Annotated in this window: 8 protein-coding genes; 7 read left to right on the top strand and 1 reads right to left on the bottom strand. The window is 40.8% G+C overall.

The features are described 5' to 3' along the window. The first annotated feature begins 930 nt into the window (after positions 1 to 930). A complete protein-coding gene (locus ACYQ3L_RS24885) occupies positions 931 to 3,348 on the top strand; it encodes a DNA-binding transcriptional activator (protein ID WP_379996562.1) in 2,418 nt (805 codons plus the stop codon). Between the two features lie 49 nt (positions 3,349 to 3,397). Here the strand turns inward: ACYQ3L_RS24885 and ACYQ3L_RS24880 are convergent, their stop codons facing one another. Further along, the gene (locus tag ACYQ3L_RS24880; protein ID WP_379996564.1) at positions 3,398 to 4,339 is read right to left on the bottom strand and encodes a DMT family transporter; all 942 of its coding nucleotides are present in this window, start codon (positions 4,337 to 4,339) and stop codon (positions 3,398 to 3,400) included. A 246-nt stretch (positions 4,340 to 4,585) separates the two neighbouring features. Here ACYQ3L_RS24880 and susR point away from each other — a divergent pair, with 246 nt between their 5' ends. The 6 genes from susR to ACYQ3L_RS24850 all read left to right on the top strand — a co-directional run bounded on the left by susR (position 4,586) and on the right by ACYQ3L_RS24850 (position 16,956). Then, positions 4,586 to 6,253, top strand: a complete 1,668-nt coding sequence (gene susR, locus ACYQ3L_RS24875; protein WP_379996566.1) for a SusR family glycan utilization regulator — start codon at positions 4,586 to 4,588, stop codon at positions 6,251 to 6,253. 228 nt (positions 6,254 to 6,481) lie between these two features. Continuing rightward, positions 6,482 to 9,514, top strand: coding sequence for a SusC/RagA family TonB-linked outer membrane protein (locus ACYQ3L_RS24870; protein WP_379996568.1), 3,033 nt, complete (start codon positions 6,482 to 6,484; stop codon positions 9,512 to 9,514). Between the two features lie 19 nt (positions 9,515 to 9,533). Beyond that, entirely contained in the window at positions 9,534 to 11,021 is a 1,488-nt protein-coding gene (locus ACYQ3L_RS24865) for a RagB/SusD family nutrient uptake outer membrane protein (RefSeq protein WP_379996570.1), read from the top strand. A gap of 20 nt (positions 11,022 to 11,041) precedes the next feature. Beyond that, positions 11,042 to 12,478 (top strand): SusE domain-containing protein, encoded by a 1,437-nt coding sequence (locus tag ACYQ3L_RS24860; protein WP_379996572.1) that lies wholly within the window; start codon positions 11,042 to 11,044, stop codon positions 12,476 to 12,478. A gap of 215 nt (positions 12,479 to 12,693) precedes the next feature. Next, complete coding sequence (locus ACYQ3L_RS24855) at positions 12,694 to 14,451, top strand: endo-dextranase (RefSeq protein WP_379996574.1); 1,758 nt, start codon at positions 12,694 to 12,696, stop codon at positions 14,449 to 14,451. A gap of 21 nt (positions 14,452 to 14,472) precedes the next feature. Further along, positions 14,473 to 16,956 carry a glycoside hydrolase family 31 protein gene (locus ACYQ3L_RS24850; protein WP_379996576.1) on the top strand — a complete coding sequence of 828 codons (2,484 nt, stop codon included), beginning with the start codon at positions 14,473 to 14,475 and terminating at the stop codon, positions 16,954 to 16,956. Positions 16,957 to 16,963: the final 7 nt, after the last annotated feature.

Below are 16,963 nucleotides of genomic sequence, written 5' to 3'. Positions count from 1 at the left end.
TTTTATTCTCTATTTATTGAAACCTGGTCTCGTTCTTTAAGGATAAACGAAGTATATGACAAAAGCCATAAAAATTCAAGGCTGGGTCTCACTACGCCTCAAAACCGGCTAAATTTTCAAATAGCGGATAAGCCCAATCAGCTTTTTGCTCTACGCCGTCTCCACCGGACCAGGTTCCCCGCCTTTGAAATAAAGGCAGTTAAAGTAAAACCACGGTTTTATTTCTTATTTTCTTGTCATGCACTAAGGGAAAATTTAATCTTTTTGAAAAAAGTTTATCTATAGGTAGGAACTGTTAGCTTGTAGCTCTTTGAAAGATTATAATAATATTTAAAGATTGGGAAGAAGACAGATGAAAAAGCAGAAAAGTTGTCAACTTTGTCAAGTTTTAACAAGTATTAAGTTTTATGTGGTAAGTATAAAGTACTAATGCGTCAGCCACTGTTGACTGCTAACTGTTTACTGAAAGATGTTACCTTTTAACAAAAGCCTCAGTGAAACTAAGTGCCTTCTCAGTGGTTCTCAGTGTAACATGCAAAAACTGTTACTTTTGTTACCTTTTTAGAGAAAGATACGAGAGACAGGTTGTTTACTACTCGCTGACGAGATGTTTCATGTCTTTCAGCATGACAGACCACGATACTGTTTACTGCTAACTGTTGACTGTTGACTGTAAATGAAAAAGATCAACTTCTTATTACAACGGTTAGTTTTCGGGCGTTTATTCTGGCATTTTTTTGATTTAAAGGATTTTTAATATCTTTACGGCCAAAATCATTTTCTGATTTCAGTTATTACATAGCCATGATAAAAATAATAACAGTCGCAAAAACTTCTTTTTGCAAATATCTGTGTTATATATTTCTCATTTGGGGATTTTTAGTTTCGTCTGAATCATTTTCACAAGGGTTGAAATTTAACGGAGGAGAAATGCCTATAGACAAGCGTACATCTTATAATGTCTTTAGCAATAAATCTGTCGAATTCTCCCAATATTTTAATATTGAGTGTAATCTGTCACTTTATCCTGACACACCAATAGGATATATTATCCGGATCAAAAATGAGAAAAGTAATACAATCTATAATCTGTTTTACGACGGACAGGGACAAACCCATACCTTCAGCTTCAATGAAGAAGGTAAAAGCAATCTGTTTACAGCGGAAATAGACATGGATGAACTCCTCAATGTTCACTGGTTCAAAATGAGAATATCATTCGACCTGAAAAACGACTCTATAAAGCTCACCATCCACGATCATACATTCGGAGCAGGAAATGCAAATCTTCCCGATAAGTATTCTCCGGTCATTATCTTTGGTAAGAGCGATCATATTATCGATGTGCCCTCGTTTGGGATTAAGGATCTGTCTGTAGGAAATCAGGAAAAGTATTCCTTTCCTCTGAAAGAGAGTGAGGGCGATATCGTTCATGATTCGAATGGCAAGGCTTTAGGAGAAGTTTCCAACCCAAGATGGCTGATCAACGATTCCTACCACTGGACATTTTTAGCCTCATTCAAATCTAAAACTGTAGCCGGGGCAAATTATAATCCTGAAAAGAAGGAAATATATTATTTTAACCAGGATTCGGTCTATATCTATAATGTCAGATCAGGGAAAACAGGAATGAGGGCTTTTAGTAATAAATGTCCTGTACAGCTAGCTTTAGGAACTAATTTCATTAATACAAAGAATCACAGGCTATATGCCTACGAGGTTTATAATGACAGAGTACCGGAGGAGGTAACTATGGCGAGTATCGATCTGACCGACTTTGATAATTGGGAAACCGAGTCTACAGATGAACTTCTGTCCCAGTTACATCATCATGGTTCTTATTTTGATCCTTCCACATCCCGGTACACAATATTCGGGGGATTCGGTAATATGCATTATAATCAGAATTTTTATTCTTTCGATTTTAACTCTAAGGAATGGCAGATTCTCGGAGACTTTAAAGGAGACGTCATTTTCCCAAGATATTTTTCATCACTCGGATATCTGGAGAAAACAAATTCCATATATATATTCGGAGGTATGGGGAATGAATCCGGAGAACAAGTTGTAGGACGGAAATATTTTTATGACCTGCATGAGATAAACCTCACAACAAAACAGATCATAAAACGCTGGGAAATACCGTGGAATGAAGACAATGTAGTTCCTGTAAGGGGAATGGTCATACTCAACGATTCCTGCTTTTATACGTTATGTTATCCGGAACACTTTTCCGACTCATATCTCCGGCTTTATCAGTTTTCGTTGAAAGACGGGAGTTATAAAATCCTGGGCAATTCTATTCCCATACATTCGGACCGTATTACCACAAATGCCAATCTGTATTATGACAAACAGCTCAACAGTCTGTATGCCATTGTTCAGGAATTTGATGATGATATTGTTTCCGACCTGAAGGTTTACTCCCTTGCATTTCCTCCCATAACGGCCGAGGACCTGGTCAGCTATCAGCGTTCCGCCGAAGAAAGTGCAATACTGATAATAATTATTTCCTGTGTGGTTATTATAACCGTTACGGTCCTGTTCTTTATGCGAAAATCTTCCAGAAAAGTGCATAATATGAAACACAGGCTGAACAAGAATGCACTGGAAACTGCCCGCCCTAACTCGGTTTATCTTTTCGGAGACTTTACCGTACTGGACAGATCTGGTAAGGATATAACCTATATGTTTTCAGTGCGGCTGAAACAAGTGTTCTGCCTTATTCTGCAATACAGTATGGAGGGCGGCATCACATCACAGCGCCTGAGTAATTTGCTATGGCCTGATAAGCCCGAAGATAAGGTAAAGAATTCCAGAGGTGTTACCATTAATCATTTGCGAAAAGCCCTGAGCGAACTTGACGGCATTGAACTGGTTTATAATAAAGGCTGTTTCAGAATAGAGCAATCAGAAGAATTCTATTGTGACTACACCCGCTGTATGCAGATTATTTCGGCAAATGACACCGAAGGAAGCAAGCAGGAATTGGTGAAATTACTGGCCAGAGGTAAATTTCTGAAATCTTCGGATCAATCTTTGTTCGATTCATTCAAGACAAGTGTAGAGCACAAACTGGAACCCGGGCTATTACTGGAAATGGAAAAAAGCTTTGAAACTGAAGCCTATCAGACCACAATCAATTTCGCGGAGATCATTTTCAATATGGACCCACTGAACGATCAGGCTTTAGCTTATCAGATCAAGGCTTTGCAACGTTTAAAAATGGACGAAGAAGCCCGTATTAAGTATCAGGCTTTCGTAGTTGAATACAAGAAGACCATGGGAAATGATTATCCCCATTCTTTTAAAGACTTAAGCCGGATTAATCGAAATTTCATCGGATAATCCGCCGTCTTATTTTTCGTTCATTGTCAAAGGATTACTGGAACAATCTTTAATAATTACCCTTCCGTTTTCTTATTGGAAGACTCGGGAACATCTTTCTGAAACGAACCATATATGTCTTTATATTGGTTCTGGCGATAATGAAAGTTACAGCCAGGATAATTATCAGCATTCCCAAGGCAAGCCTTGGTGTCAACAGCTCCCCGAAGACAATTACGCCGAAAAACACGGCTGTTACCGGCTCTAACGCTCCCAGAATAGCCGTAGGTGTGGAACCGATGTATTGAATGGCACTTGTTGTACACAAAAAAGATATAGTGGTGGTAAAGACAGCCAATGCAAGCAAATTGCCCCATAAATACCAATCATCCACTATATACAGGCTTTTCCCGAAATCCACACGTACCAGAAATAGCGATAGACCAAAAAGCAATGCATAGAAAGTCAGTTTCAGGGTAGCAGTGCCTTTAAGTACTGATTTGTTGACACCTACAATATAAACAGCGTATGAAAGAGCCGAAACCATCATTAAGACAGTTCCGGTAAGACTGAGAGTGGAACCATCGCCGCCTCTGTAGAGCAACCCTATACCGAGCAATACCATTAAGATACATAATATGGTTTTGAATGTCAGTTTCTCTTTAAATCCGATTACCATGATCAGTGCTACAATAACCGGATAGACAAACAATAACGTCGATGCTATCCCGGCATCCATATAATTATAACTTTGAAACAATGTCAGGGAAGAAAGGGCAACAAGCAGGCCGGCAAGAACTAACGGGAATATTTCTTTAGGTTTCAATTTAAAATCACGTCCTCTGACCTTTATCATAAACCCTAATATAGGCAGGGCAAAAAGATAACGGAAAAACAGCACAGAATCAGCGTCCATTCCTGCCTGGTACAATGGTAAGGCAAATAAGGGATTCATGCCGTAAGTGGCTGCGGCAATCGCCCCCAATATATATCCTTTGGCCTTATTATTCATAGTTTGAAATTTGCGGCAAAATTACTATTTAAAATCTAGCAGGCTCAAACTATTCCGGTTAATTTTCTATCCGGTGATATCAATAGTTCTGAAAACAATGTAATCTGATAATATTCCCATAAGGCACGGCTCCGGTTCGATGTAAAAAAACAAAAATATTCAGAAGAAATAATCCCATCTCTCCTTTTTATTCTAATTTTACTAACTTTCTAATATTTATAATTTTGTAAAGAGAGGTTGCAGTTTATGAAGAAGATATTTTTCCTTATTTTATTGATATTATTCATTAATGATGTTTCTTCAAAGATATCACAGGATACAACTCTCCATAATATCCATAAGTTAATAGAACAGAAAGACATATACATGTCTGAAAAAGAAAATAAGATATCCGAGATAAAAAAAATGCTCAAAGTGCCCAATATAACGGCAGATCAGAAATACGGCATTAATCTCGACTTATATAATGAATACAAAACCTATATCTCAGATTCAGCTATTTATTATGTAAAACAAAATAATTTAATCGCTGAAGATTTAAAACATACAGAGTGGATATATGAATCCAGACTGGATTTAACTTCATTGTATATCATTGCCGGAATGTATATTGATGCCATAAATATTCTGGAATCGATAAACAGTAAAGATCTCCCGGATTGGCTACTTATCAAATATTATGATTGTTACAAGCAGTTATATAACTATTACTCAAACAATAACCCCTACACTCTCATATATGCGGAAAAAAGTAAATTATACAGGGATTCCCTGCTCAATGTCCTGGATAAAAAATCGAACCATTACAAAATAGTATATGCTGAAAAACTTTATGATAACTACCAGCTGAATGAAGCCAGGCAAATACTACAGGAACTCCTTGCCCACACAGAATCGGACACACATGAAAAGGCGGTACTCGCTTATGCCCTTGCAAATGTTTACAAGAAAGAAGGAAATATCGGCTTACAAAAACACTATTATGCCATATCCGCCACATGTGATATAAAAAACGCAATCAAAGAAAATGCGTCGATGCAGGCGCTCGCCTCCATTTTATATGAGACAGGCGAAGTGGAAAGAGCTTATGACTGCATAAAATCATCGATGGAGGACGCTATGTTTTGTAATGCACGGTTAAGAACATACGAAGTTTCCCAGATATTCCCCATTATAGACTCTGCATACAGGGAAAATATAAACAAGCAAAAGGCCGAACTGCAATTATTCCTCATTCTTGTCAGCGTATTGTCCATATTTCTGATAATAGCAGTTATATATGTATACAGGCAAATGAAAAGAGTTGCCCGTATACGTAAAGAACTATATAGGACCAATGTAAAACTGAACGAGTTGAATAATGACTTACAATCTACTGTTAACCAGCTCAATATTGTCAACAGGGAACTCTCGGAAGTTAATACTCAACTTTCGGAAGCCAATCAGATAAAAGAAGTATATATAGGACATTTTCTCGACCTGTGCTCGACTTATATCAACAAATTGGAGAAATACCAGAATACCCTTAATAAAAAGGCTGTGGAAAAGAAACTCGATGAATTATACAAGATGTTGAAGTCGAGACAAATGATAGATGACGAATTAAAGGAACTTTATGAAAATTTCGATAATATATTTTTGCACCTGTATCCCAACTTTGTTGAAGAATTTAATTCACTATTAGTAGAAGACGAGCAATTTGCACTAAAACCGAATGAATTATTAAATGTAGAACTCCGTATATTTGCATTGATACGGTTGGGCATAACCGACAGTTCCAAAATAGCAAACTTCCTCCATTATTCTGCGAATACGATTTATAATTATCGTACCAGGGTCCGGAATAAAGCCGCCGTCCCCCGCGAAGGATTTGAATCTATGGTCATGAAAATAGGTGCTATTAAGAAGAACTGAAGCATACCCTATCTATATTTTCGCAGGCACAAATATCAGTTAATAAACTATAATACAACTGATTGTATCTTTTTGTCTTCTATATTTTATCAATGCAAATTTTCTTCTAGCATTTACTCCTCATATTTTTGTATTTGAGAGGTTATACTCTTTTAAGTTTTGTTACCTAAAAGATAATATTAACCATAAATCAAATAAGAAAAACTAATATCATTAATTGTATAGACCATGAAAAAAAATCAAAAAAGGAAATGGGCCTATTTCAACAGGATAGCCCTGTTTATGCTCTCTTTGATCTTCGCTCTTAATTTATCGGCACAGAACAGGAAAAATATTACGGGAACTGTTTTTGATGAAAAAAGAGAAAGTATCATCGGCGCATCTGTTTCGGTAAAAGGCACTACCAATGGAACAATAACGGACATAGACGGTAAATTCTCTATAGATGTAAATGAAAGTGACATTCTAACAATATCCTATATAGGCTTTTTATCACAGGAAATTCCGGTTGCCGGCAAATCCGACCTGCAAATCATTCTGAAAGAAAATGCAGAAATGCTGGATGAGGTCGTAGTTGTAGGATATGGGGTAATGAGAAAAAAGGATCTGACGGGGGCTGTTTCCTCAATCGATTCAAAGACGATGCAGGACAAACCTGTCGCCAATATCGGAGAAGCTCTCCAAGGAAGAGCTTCCGGTGTGCAGATCATAAATTCCGGTGCGCCGGGTAGTAATGTATCTATCCGTATAAGGGGAATCAGTACCATTAATAACAGTGAACCATTATTGGTAATCGACGGAGTACCTACCGACCTTTCTCTAAATGCGCTCAATATGGACGATGTACAAACCGTAGACGTATTGAAGGATGCTTCTGCAACCGCTATCTACGGATCGAGAGGTGCAAACGGAGTAGTCCTTATCACCACCAAAAAAGGAAAATCCGGAGATGGCATCGTATCTTTTAGCGCCAACTGGGGGATACAGGATGCGACAAGCATACCCGACATGCTGAATGCCAGCCGGTTTGCATCATTCCACAATGATATGATAGCAAACTATAATGGCTCGGAAAGCCTGATGCAAAGGCCAGACTTTGCCGATCCTACAGCATTGGGAAAAGGTACAGACTGGATCGACGAATTATTCAGGACAAGCCTGATCCAAAACTATTCGGTATCATATTCCGGAGGTACGGACAACAGCAACTATTATGTATCTGCGGGAATCCTGGATCAGGAAGGTATTGTGACCGATACATCCTACAAACGCTATACAATCCAATTCAATGGCGAGTCGAAAGTTAAGCCCTGGCTTAAGTTTGGAAACAATGCAACATTAAGTCACGATAATAAAAAACAGGGTAGTTACAGCATTCGTGATGCGATGGCAGCCCAGCCTACACAGGCGGTTTTCAATGAAGACGGCACATACTCCGGCCCCGGCAATCCTGCCTATTGGTATGGAGACATCAAAAATCCGGTAGGAAACGCGAAAGTCAATAGCCAGAGTACCAAAGGATATAATCTGCTTGGAAATATTTTCGCTGAAATAAACATATTGAACAAAGTAACATTCAAGACTTTAGGCGGTATTGATTTCAAGTTCTGGGATCAGGGAAACTTCAGCCCTAAATATGACTGGAAACCGATACCTCAGCCCGAATCGTACCGGTATGAAGAATCGAATAAGAGTTTCACTTATCTGTGGGACAATACACTTACCTATATCGACACGTTCAACGAGAAACATCATTTGAATGTTATGATAGGTTCAAGCGCCCAGAACAATGTCTATAACAAAATGAGCGCAAGCATACAGGGCTTTCTGAGTGATAAAAATAACCAGTTATCCAACGGATTGAATCAGCCGACTGTAGGCGGAACCAAAAACGACTGGTCATTACTATCGTTCATGGGCAGGGCAAACTATAATTATGCAGACAAATATTTACTCACACTGACAGTCCGCCGTGATGGTTCATCCCGTTTTTCAAAAGACAATCGCTGGGGTACATTCCCTTCTGTGGCAGCGGCATGGCGCATATCGGAAGAGTCCTTTTACAGTAAAAACAAATGGGTAAGCGATGTTAAACTCAGGGCAGGATACGGTGTTACAGGGAATCAGTGGGGGATAGATAATTATGCCTATTTTACGAAGCTGAAAACAGGACAATATGTATTCAACGGCATTCCGGTTTCTACACTTTATCCACGTGTAATGCCTAATCCGGATGTAAAATGGGAAACCGTAAAACAATGGAATGCCGGTATCGACCTTTCGTTAATCAACCAACGCGTCAATCTTTCGCTCGATGGATATATTAAAAACACGACCGATATGCTTGTCCCGATGGCAGTACCTATTACAACAGGCTATAACGATGTGCCACCCGATGTGCCAAGCGTAAATGCCGGAAATGTCCGCAATGTGGGATGGGAACTGACTGTATCGTCCCAAAACCTCAGAGGAGAACTGGAATGGAACACAGACCTGAATGTTTCTTTCAATAAAAATAAGGTAATCAGCATGAATGATGGTGTTCCTTTGTTTACAGGCAACGATATTAATATGACGAAAGTATTGGTAAATGCAGAAGGTAATCCGATCAATTCATTTTACGGCTATGTAACCAACGGCTTATTTCAGAACTGGAATGAGGTCAATAACGCATCGATTCAGGTTCCGGGAGGAACAGCTCCGGGCGATATACGCTTCATGGACTTAGATAGTAACGGAGTAATAAATGATAACGACCGCACATATATAGGTAATCCCACTCCTGAATGGTCGTTTTCCATGAACAATAGCTTTGCCTATAAGGATTTCGATTTGCAGATATTCCTGCAAGGGGTTGCCGGAAACGATATTTACAATGCTAACCGCATCTGGCAGGAAGGAATGGCCGTACCTCAGAATCAGACAGCAAAAGTCCTCGACCGGTGGACAGGCGAAGGCACAAGCAATTCGGTTCCCCGGGCTGTATACAGCGACCCGAATAAAAATGCCCGCCATTCAAACCGTTTTGTGGAAGACGGTTCCTATTTAAGAATTAAAAACCTGACATTAGGATACACACTGCCGCAAGTTATTTCGAAGAAAGCTTATCTGCAAACAGTACGTTTATATATGTCGTGCCAGAATCTTTACACTTTCACCAAATATTCAGGATTTGATCCCGAAGTCGGAGCCAATGGTGTAGACCTGAGTACATATCCGCTTACACGTACAATCAGTTTCGGAGTGAATGTCAAATTCTAATATCAAAAAAGAAAAAATCATGAAAAAAATAATATATACAGGCTTTATTATATTAGCGTCCTTACTGGTTTCCTGTTCAGATTTTTTAGACAAGGACCCTTATGAAGACCCGAGTGCGGAAGCTCTGACCGATAAAGAATCCGCTATTGCCCTCGTGAATGGGGCATATCAGCCTCTACAGCGTCCCAAACTGTATAATATGCGTATATGGACACTGGATATTGTTGCCGGCAATAGTGAAGTAGGAGCCGGAGGCGGTACTGACGGGATCGAGACTGTCGACCTGGCCAATTTTGTAACCACTACCGATAATGCCGCGGCTCTGGATATATGGCGCGGTCCAAATCCCGGGATTCTGTATTGTAATACGGTACTGGAGAATATCCCTTCCCTGGATATAGACCAGACATTGAGAAACAGATGTATCGGAGAAGCGAAATTCTTAAGGGCACATTATTATTTCATCCTCGTACAATTGTTTGGCGATGTGCCATTGGCAACCAGCACACCTAAGCCGGGCGATAACCTCAAACCTGCCCGGACAGACAAAATGACCATCTACAATGAAGTAATCATCCCCGACCTGAAAGAAGCGATCGAACTCCTGCCTGTACGGGAGGAATATTCGGGAAGCGACATAGGCCGTGCATCTAAAGGCGCGGCGGCGGGTATGCTGGCAAAGGTTTATCTGACATTAGGAAAATATAAGGAAAGTCTGGAAATGTGTAATTTAGTGGAAAGCCTCGGTTATACACTGAATCCTGATTATAGTGGATGTTTCGGAGGCGAGGCTAAAAATAAAAATACAGCCGAATCTCTCTTCGAAGTACAATACTACGGACTGACAAAAGCTGGTTTCTGGGATGATGAAAACCAGGCTTGCTGGCTGAGTACATACATGGGTCCCAGAAACTCGGGATGGGTAGGCGGCGCTTACGGATGGAATCAGCCTACTCAGGAATTTACAGACCAGTATGAGGACGGCGATTTGCGAAAAGATAAAACGATCCTTTACGAAGGCTGTCTATCTTTCGACGGAAATACATATAAATCGAATATGTCAAATACAGGATATAATGTCCGTAAGTTCTTAGTGCCTCTTTCGGTGTCAGCCGATTACAATACAAATTCAGCAAGCGTTATTGTATTGCGCTATGCCGATGTGCTACTGATGAAAGCCGAGGCTCTGAACGAACTCGGGCAAACTTCCGACGCGGAAGAACCGCTTTATCAGGTAAGAAAGAGAGCAGGGCTGGCTAACCGTAGTGATGTAGAAGGACTGACACAAGATGAGATGCGGGATAAGATCAGACATGAACGCCGCATCGAATTAGCATTTGAAGGGCATCGCTGGTTCGACATGATACGGTGGGACAATGGACGGTATGCTCTCGACTTCCTGCATTCTGTAGGCAAAATAAACGCCTCACAAAAACATTTGTTGTTTCCTATTCCTCAGAAAGAGATAGATACAAATCCAAACTTAAAACAAAATCCGGGATATTAATTCTTAAAACATTGATTATCATGAAACCATTCAAAATAATAGGACTATTAACAATGTTATTGCTCGCCTGGTCTTGTACCGATGAGGATAATACTGAATATAATAAAGGCGGCCAGCCATTGGTTGTCAGCGCGTCAAAGGAGTCAGTAGAACTGGATGCTTTGAATCCGTCTTCAGAAGCCATAAAGTTCGCATGGACATCCGGCACAAACAATGGAACGGGGCTGGCTATAGATTATGTTTTCCAACTGGACAGGCAGGACGGTGATTTTGAAGATGGAATATCACTGGAAATAGGCCGTAATATTTACGAAAAATCATATAAAAATGAAGAGCTGAATGACCTGCTTATCGAAAAATTCGGCATGGCGCCATCTGCCGGAGCCACATTCCAATATCGTGTTATAGCAAAAGTAGCTTCAGAAAATATTGAATCCCAGATTTCGCCGGTACAGGCTATAAATATTAAAACCCATAAGCCTATTACCAAAACATTGTATATAATAGGCGGGGCGGCGCCGAACGGATGGAATGCCGGTGATGCCACCGAGATGAAACCCGTTACAAATACACCTAAAGCCTTCTCCTGGACAGGTGCACTCTCTACCGGGGAACTCAAGTTTATAACTACTTTGGGAGAATTCCTGCCTTCGTACAATAAGGGTGAAAATGAGACCAAACTAGTGCTTCGGGAGACAGATAATGATCAGGACGATAAATTTGTAATTACAGAAGGTGGTACATATACTATCAAAGTAAACCTGATATCAATGACTGTCAGCATTACAAGGGGAGAAGGCCCTGAATTTACCGAACTGTGGTTTGTCGGTAATCCCAGCGGCTGGTCATTCAAACCGATGACCGTTGACCCGCTCGATCCGTTCGTATTCCATTACAATGATGATTTATCCGCCGGCGGTGATTTTAAGATAGGGACAGTTGCCGGAAGCTGGGATGCCGTATTCCTGCGTCCTGTAACAGACCAGCAGTCGGCAGGGACTAAACTCGATGTGGATAAATGGGCAGGCGATCCCGATTATAAATGGAATATTTCCGGCGGTGTTTATAAGATAAGGCTCGATACCCGCGATATGAAAATAGATATTGTACCTTTTACGCCTTTTGCCATGATTTATATGATAGGAGACGCAACTTCCAGTGGTTGGGATATAGCTAATGCCGCGCCTATGACGGTCTCATCCGATCCGTATATATTTACATGGACAGGGACTTTAAATACCGGAGAATTAAAATTCACACTGGATAAACAGAGTGACTGGAACGGCGCGTGGTTCATTGCCGGTGAAGCAGATAAGAATCCGACCGGAGAGGTAGAAAACATAGTTTACAACTATCCGGGAGCAGGTGCAGACTATAAGTGGAGAATATCCGCGGGCGGAACATATACAATTGAACTGAACCAGTTGAAAGAAACTGTTATAATCAAAAAACAATAATAAAATTTATGGTCGGGGTGTATCAAAAGTATTTTTAGGTTCCTTTTTGTCATGTTGAACAGAGTGAAACATCTTGTTTCCGGAGAGCCGGGATTCTTCATTTCATTCAGAAACAACGTTCGGCAGTGTGAAGCGGAGCCAATGACAAAGAGAGTAACACTTTGATAGTGTATTTTTACTTTTGACACACCCTCACTACTTTAAGATGTTAAGACATGAAAAAAACATATGCATTCGTTCTATTTTATTTATCGGTTTTTCTATATAGTTGTGAAGACTATTATGACACAAATAATGATCCCGTAATATATGGTGAAACTTATTTCAAAGCAGATCTGAATACGGATAAAGCCTGTTATAAACCGGGCGAATCCATTCTTTTCACTTTGAAGGAGAAGCCTCCGGGAAATGTAAAAATCAGATACTCGCACCTGGGAAAAGTGATTTCTGAAGATGCCTTATCGTCTACTTCGTGGAGCTGGACTCCCCCATCCGATGATTACAAAGGATATATGGTCGACATTTATGAAGTTATAGACGGCAAGGAGAAGATATACCAGAGTATCGCTGTGGACGTATCGTCAGACTGGAAGAAGTTTCCCCGCTATGGATTTTTGTCTTCATACGGCAAAATTTCCGGAAGTGAGATACAAAATAATATAGAAACGCTCAACCGTTACCATATGAATGGCATCCAGTTTTATGACTGGATGCATGATCATCAGCGCCCCCTTGCCGGAACTGTTGAAAATCCTTCAGCTTCCTGGCCGGATCTCATCGGGCGAATATGCTATTTATCCACCGTTAAAGGATATATCGAGGCGGCTCATAATAAAGGGATGAAAGCCATGTTCTATAATCTTGCTTTCGGGGCCTTAAGTAATGCCGCAACAGACGGAGTAAAAGAAGAATGGTATATATTTAAAGACCAGGATCATTCCGAAAAAGACAATCATCACCTCGATGCACCTTTTCGCAGCAGTATTTACTTGACAGATCCGGGTAATACGGAGTGGCAGAATTACATGGCGGGCAGGAATAAAGATATTTACCAGGTGTTCGACTTTGATGGTTATCATATCGACCAGTTGGGAAACAGAGGAACCGTTTATGATTACAATGGAGATATTGTAAAACTTGACGAGATGTATATGCCGTTCATATCGGCAATGAAACAGGCTAATCCTGATAAACGATTAGTTATGAACGCGGTCTCCCAATACGGACAGCAGAAAGGCATCGCCAAATCCGATGTTGATTTCCTTTATACCGAAATATGGGATGAATCCAAAACGTTCGAACAACTATCACAGGTAATTCTGGACAATAACAATTATAGCGAAAATACAAAGGCTACAATTCTGGCCGCATATATGAACTATGCCAGGTCAGGCAATACCGGCTATATCAATACTCCGGGGATATTGTTGGCCAATGCCGTAATATTTTCATTTGGCGGGGCTCATCTGGAACTGGGAGAACACTATCTGGCAAACGAATATTTCCCCAATTCCAATCTGCAGATGAAGTCGGAAACAAAAAGAGCCCTTACACATTATTACGATTTCCTTGTCGGTTATCAGAATCTGTTGCGTGACGGAGGTGATTTTTCATCCGTCAATATCCAGTCCGCCAACGCAAAAATTTCCTTCGGGAGCTGGCCGGCATCGCAAGGTAATGTAGCCGTATCAGGCAAAAAATTTGCGGAAAGAGAAGTAATTCATCTGATTAATTTCACCAATGCAAGCTCTATGGAATGGCGTGATACAAACGGGACTCAAAAAGAGCCGGCTTTAGTCACCGATATACAGGTAAAAATAGGGGCATCTAAAACAGTGTCAAAAGTATGGCTAGCTTCACCGGACATCAATGGCGGAGTTGCCAGTAATCTGGAATTTTCCCAATCCGGAAACGAAGTCTTAATAACGATCCCTACGCTCAAGTATTGGGATATGATAGTATTGGAATATTAATCAGGAAAAGGTTAGAAGGTTATGATAAGAAAGGTTTGGTTATTTATTACAGGTTTAGTACTTTCTTCGGTAACATTGGTTGCCGGGGAATGTATTTCCTATACGAAAAACGGGAATCAGGTCATTTTCAATGGCAAAGACGGTTCAAAACTGTCTTTGACAATAAACAGCAGTTCTGTGGTAAAAGTCTGGTTCGACCAATCGGGGAAATTTATACGGAACAACGAATCATTTGCCGTAGTAAATGAGAATCTTGAAGATATAGGTAAAATAGATGTGAATGACGAACCGTCATGCTATGAGATCTTTACATCGAAGCTCCGTATCAGGGTAAATAAGAACCCGATGCAGTTACAGATATTCGACAAATGGCAAAAGCTGGTTTTCAGCGATTTTAAGGACAAAGGGCATATGGCTGATGCAAAAGCCGTAAAAGCCTTCAAAGTATTGCGTAACGATGAACAATTCTTTGGCTTGGGAGAAAAAACAGGCCCGTTGAACCGTCGCGGACGCTCTTACAAGATGTGGAACAGTGACCGGCCCTGCTACAGTGTTACGGAAGACCCTCTGGCAAAGAGTATCCCTTTCTTTATGAGCAGTTATCATTATGGTATATTCCTCGACAATACATATAAGACCGAGTTTAAGTTTGGTACCGAATCAGACGAATATTATTCATTCGAGGCCCCGGACGGAGCGTTCATCTATTATTTCATTTTCGGGAAAGACTACAAAGATATACAGGAACAATACATTGACCTGACCGGTAAACCGATCATGCCGCCCAAATGGGCATTAGGCTTCGCCCAGTCCCGCGGTCTTTATACAAAAGAAGCGCAGGCGCTGGAAGTAGCCGCTGAATTCCGCAAGCGCAGGATACCCTGCGATATTATTTATCAGGATATAGGCTGGACACAGTATCTGCAGGATTTCGAATGGCGTCGGGGAAACTATACCGATCCTAAAGGAATGCTGAAAACATTAAAAGAACAGGGCTTTAAGATGATTGTCTCGCAAGACCCTGTCGTTTCGCAGGCGAATAAGAAGCAATGGGAGGAGGCCGATAAATCGGGCTACTTTGTAAAAGATATCCGCAATGGCAAATCGTATGATATGCCTTGGCCATGGGGAGGAAACTGCGGTGTTGTCGATTTCACTATTCCCGGAGTTGCCGACTGGTGGGGCACTTATCAGCAAAAACCGATAGACGATGGCATCAGCGGCTTTTGGACAGATATGGGTGAACCTGCATGGAGCAACGAAGAAGATACAGACCGCCTGAATATGAAACATCACATCGGCATGCACAGCGAAATACATAATGTATATGGCCTCACATGGGATAAGATGGTAAAAGAGCAATTCGAAAAACGTAACCCGAACCGTCGCATTTTCCAGATGACACGCTCGGCCTATGCGGGCCTTCAACGCTATACATTCGGCTGGACCAACGATAGCGGGAACGGCAACGATGTACTGGAAGGCTGGTCCCAGCTCGAAAATCAGGTGGCAGTAGGGGTGTCTGCCGGATTAGGTGGCATCCCTTTCTGGACAACCGATATATCGGGCTATTGCGGAGATATTACCGACTACAATGCCATGGGTGAATTATATACCCGTTGGATGCAATTTGGTGTATTTTGTCCTTTAAGCCGTGCCCACCACGAAGGGGATAACGCGGTAGAACCCTGGATGTTCGGCGATGTAGTAGAGAAAAACAGCAAAGCCGCAATAGAACTGAAGTACCAGCTATTCCCATATTTGTACACCTATTCCCGCAAGGCGCATGATACAGGGTTGCCGATAACAAGGGGGCTGTTTATGGAATATCCTAACGATGCGGAAGCCGTTAAAATTGATAACCAGTTCATTTTTGGAGAAGAAATGCTGGTAGCTCCCGTATTGAAAAAAGGAGAACGGGTAAAACGGGTTTACCTGCCCGACGGGGAATGGATAGACTTTAATGATAAAAAGACTGTTTATCTGGGTGGCCAGACTGTCGCATACCGCGCGCCGCTAAATACAATTCCGATCTTCGTAAAAAAAGGCTCTGTTATCCCGATGATGCCTGTTATGCAATACATACACGAGAAGAAGGATTATCCTTTATTTATCCATATTTTTCCAAATTATGAAGACGAAACCGCAAAATTTGAACTATACGAAGATGAAGGTGAGAATCTCGACTATCTGAAAGATGTTTATTCAAAGACAAATTTTGCCTGTACTACTTTTGCCGATAGTTTTTCGACAACTGTCGAGCCTGAGGACAAAGGCTTTAAACAATCCGAAAAAAGGAATATTGTTCTCAGGTACCATCTGGATAAAAAGCCCGGTACGGTTTCTGTGGATGGTAATGTTACCAGTAATGTAGATGAAAAAATAATTCTGGAGAAACTGGAAAAAGATTTCGCGTCTCCGGAATGGTCCTGGAATGAGGTAACAAAAGAATGCTGGGTGAAGATACCTGATAAACGAAAATCCGTAAATATATCAATCAAATAAGATAAAT

This window comes from Dysgonomonas termitidis, assembly GCF_054657735.1.
This window is presented reverse-complemented; position numbering and strand designations above follow the sequence as displayed.

Bases quoted from the DNA above. Each gene is read 5' to 3' on its own strand.
- ACYQ3L_RS24885 (WP_379996562.1), top strand. From the start codon at position 931: ATGCCTATAGACAAGCGTACATCTTATAATGTCTTTAGCAATAAATCT.
- ACYQ3L_RS24880 (WP_379996564.1), bottom strand. From the start codon at position 4,339: ATGAATAATAAGGCCAAAGGATATATATTGGGGGCGATTGCCGCAGCC.
- susR (WP_379996566.1), top strand. From the start codon at position 4,586: ATGAAGAAGATATTTTTCCTTATTTTATTGATATTATTCATTAATGAT.
- ACYQ3L_RS24870 (WP_379996568.1), top strand. From the start codon at position 6,482: ATGAAAAAAAATCAAAAAAGGAAATGGGCCTATTTCAACAGGATAGCC.
- ACYQ3L_RS24865 (WP_379996570.1), top strand. From the start codon at position 9,534: ATGAAAAAAATAATATATACAGGCTTTATTATATTAGCGTCCTTACTG.
- ACYQ3L_RS24860 (WP_379996572.1), top strand. From the start codon at position 11,042: ATGAAACCATTCAAAATAATAGGACTATTAACAATGTTATTGCTCGCC.
- ACYQ3L_RS24855 (WP_379996574.1), top strand. From the start codon at position 12,694: ATGAAAAAAACATATGCATTCGTTCTATTTTATTTATCGGTTTTTCTA.
- ACYQ3L_RS24850 (WP_379996576.1), top strand. From the start codon at position 14,473: ATGATAAGAAAGGTTTGGTTATTTATTACAGGTTTAGTACTTTCTTCG.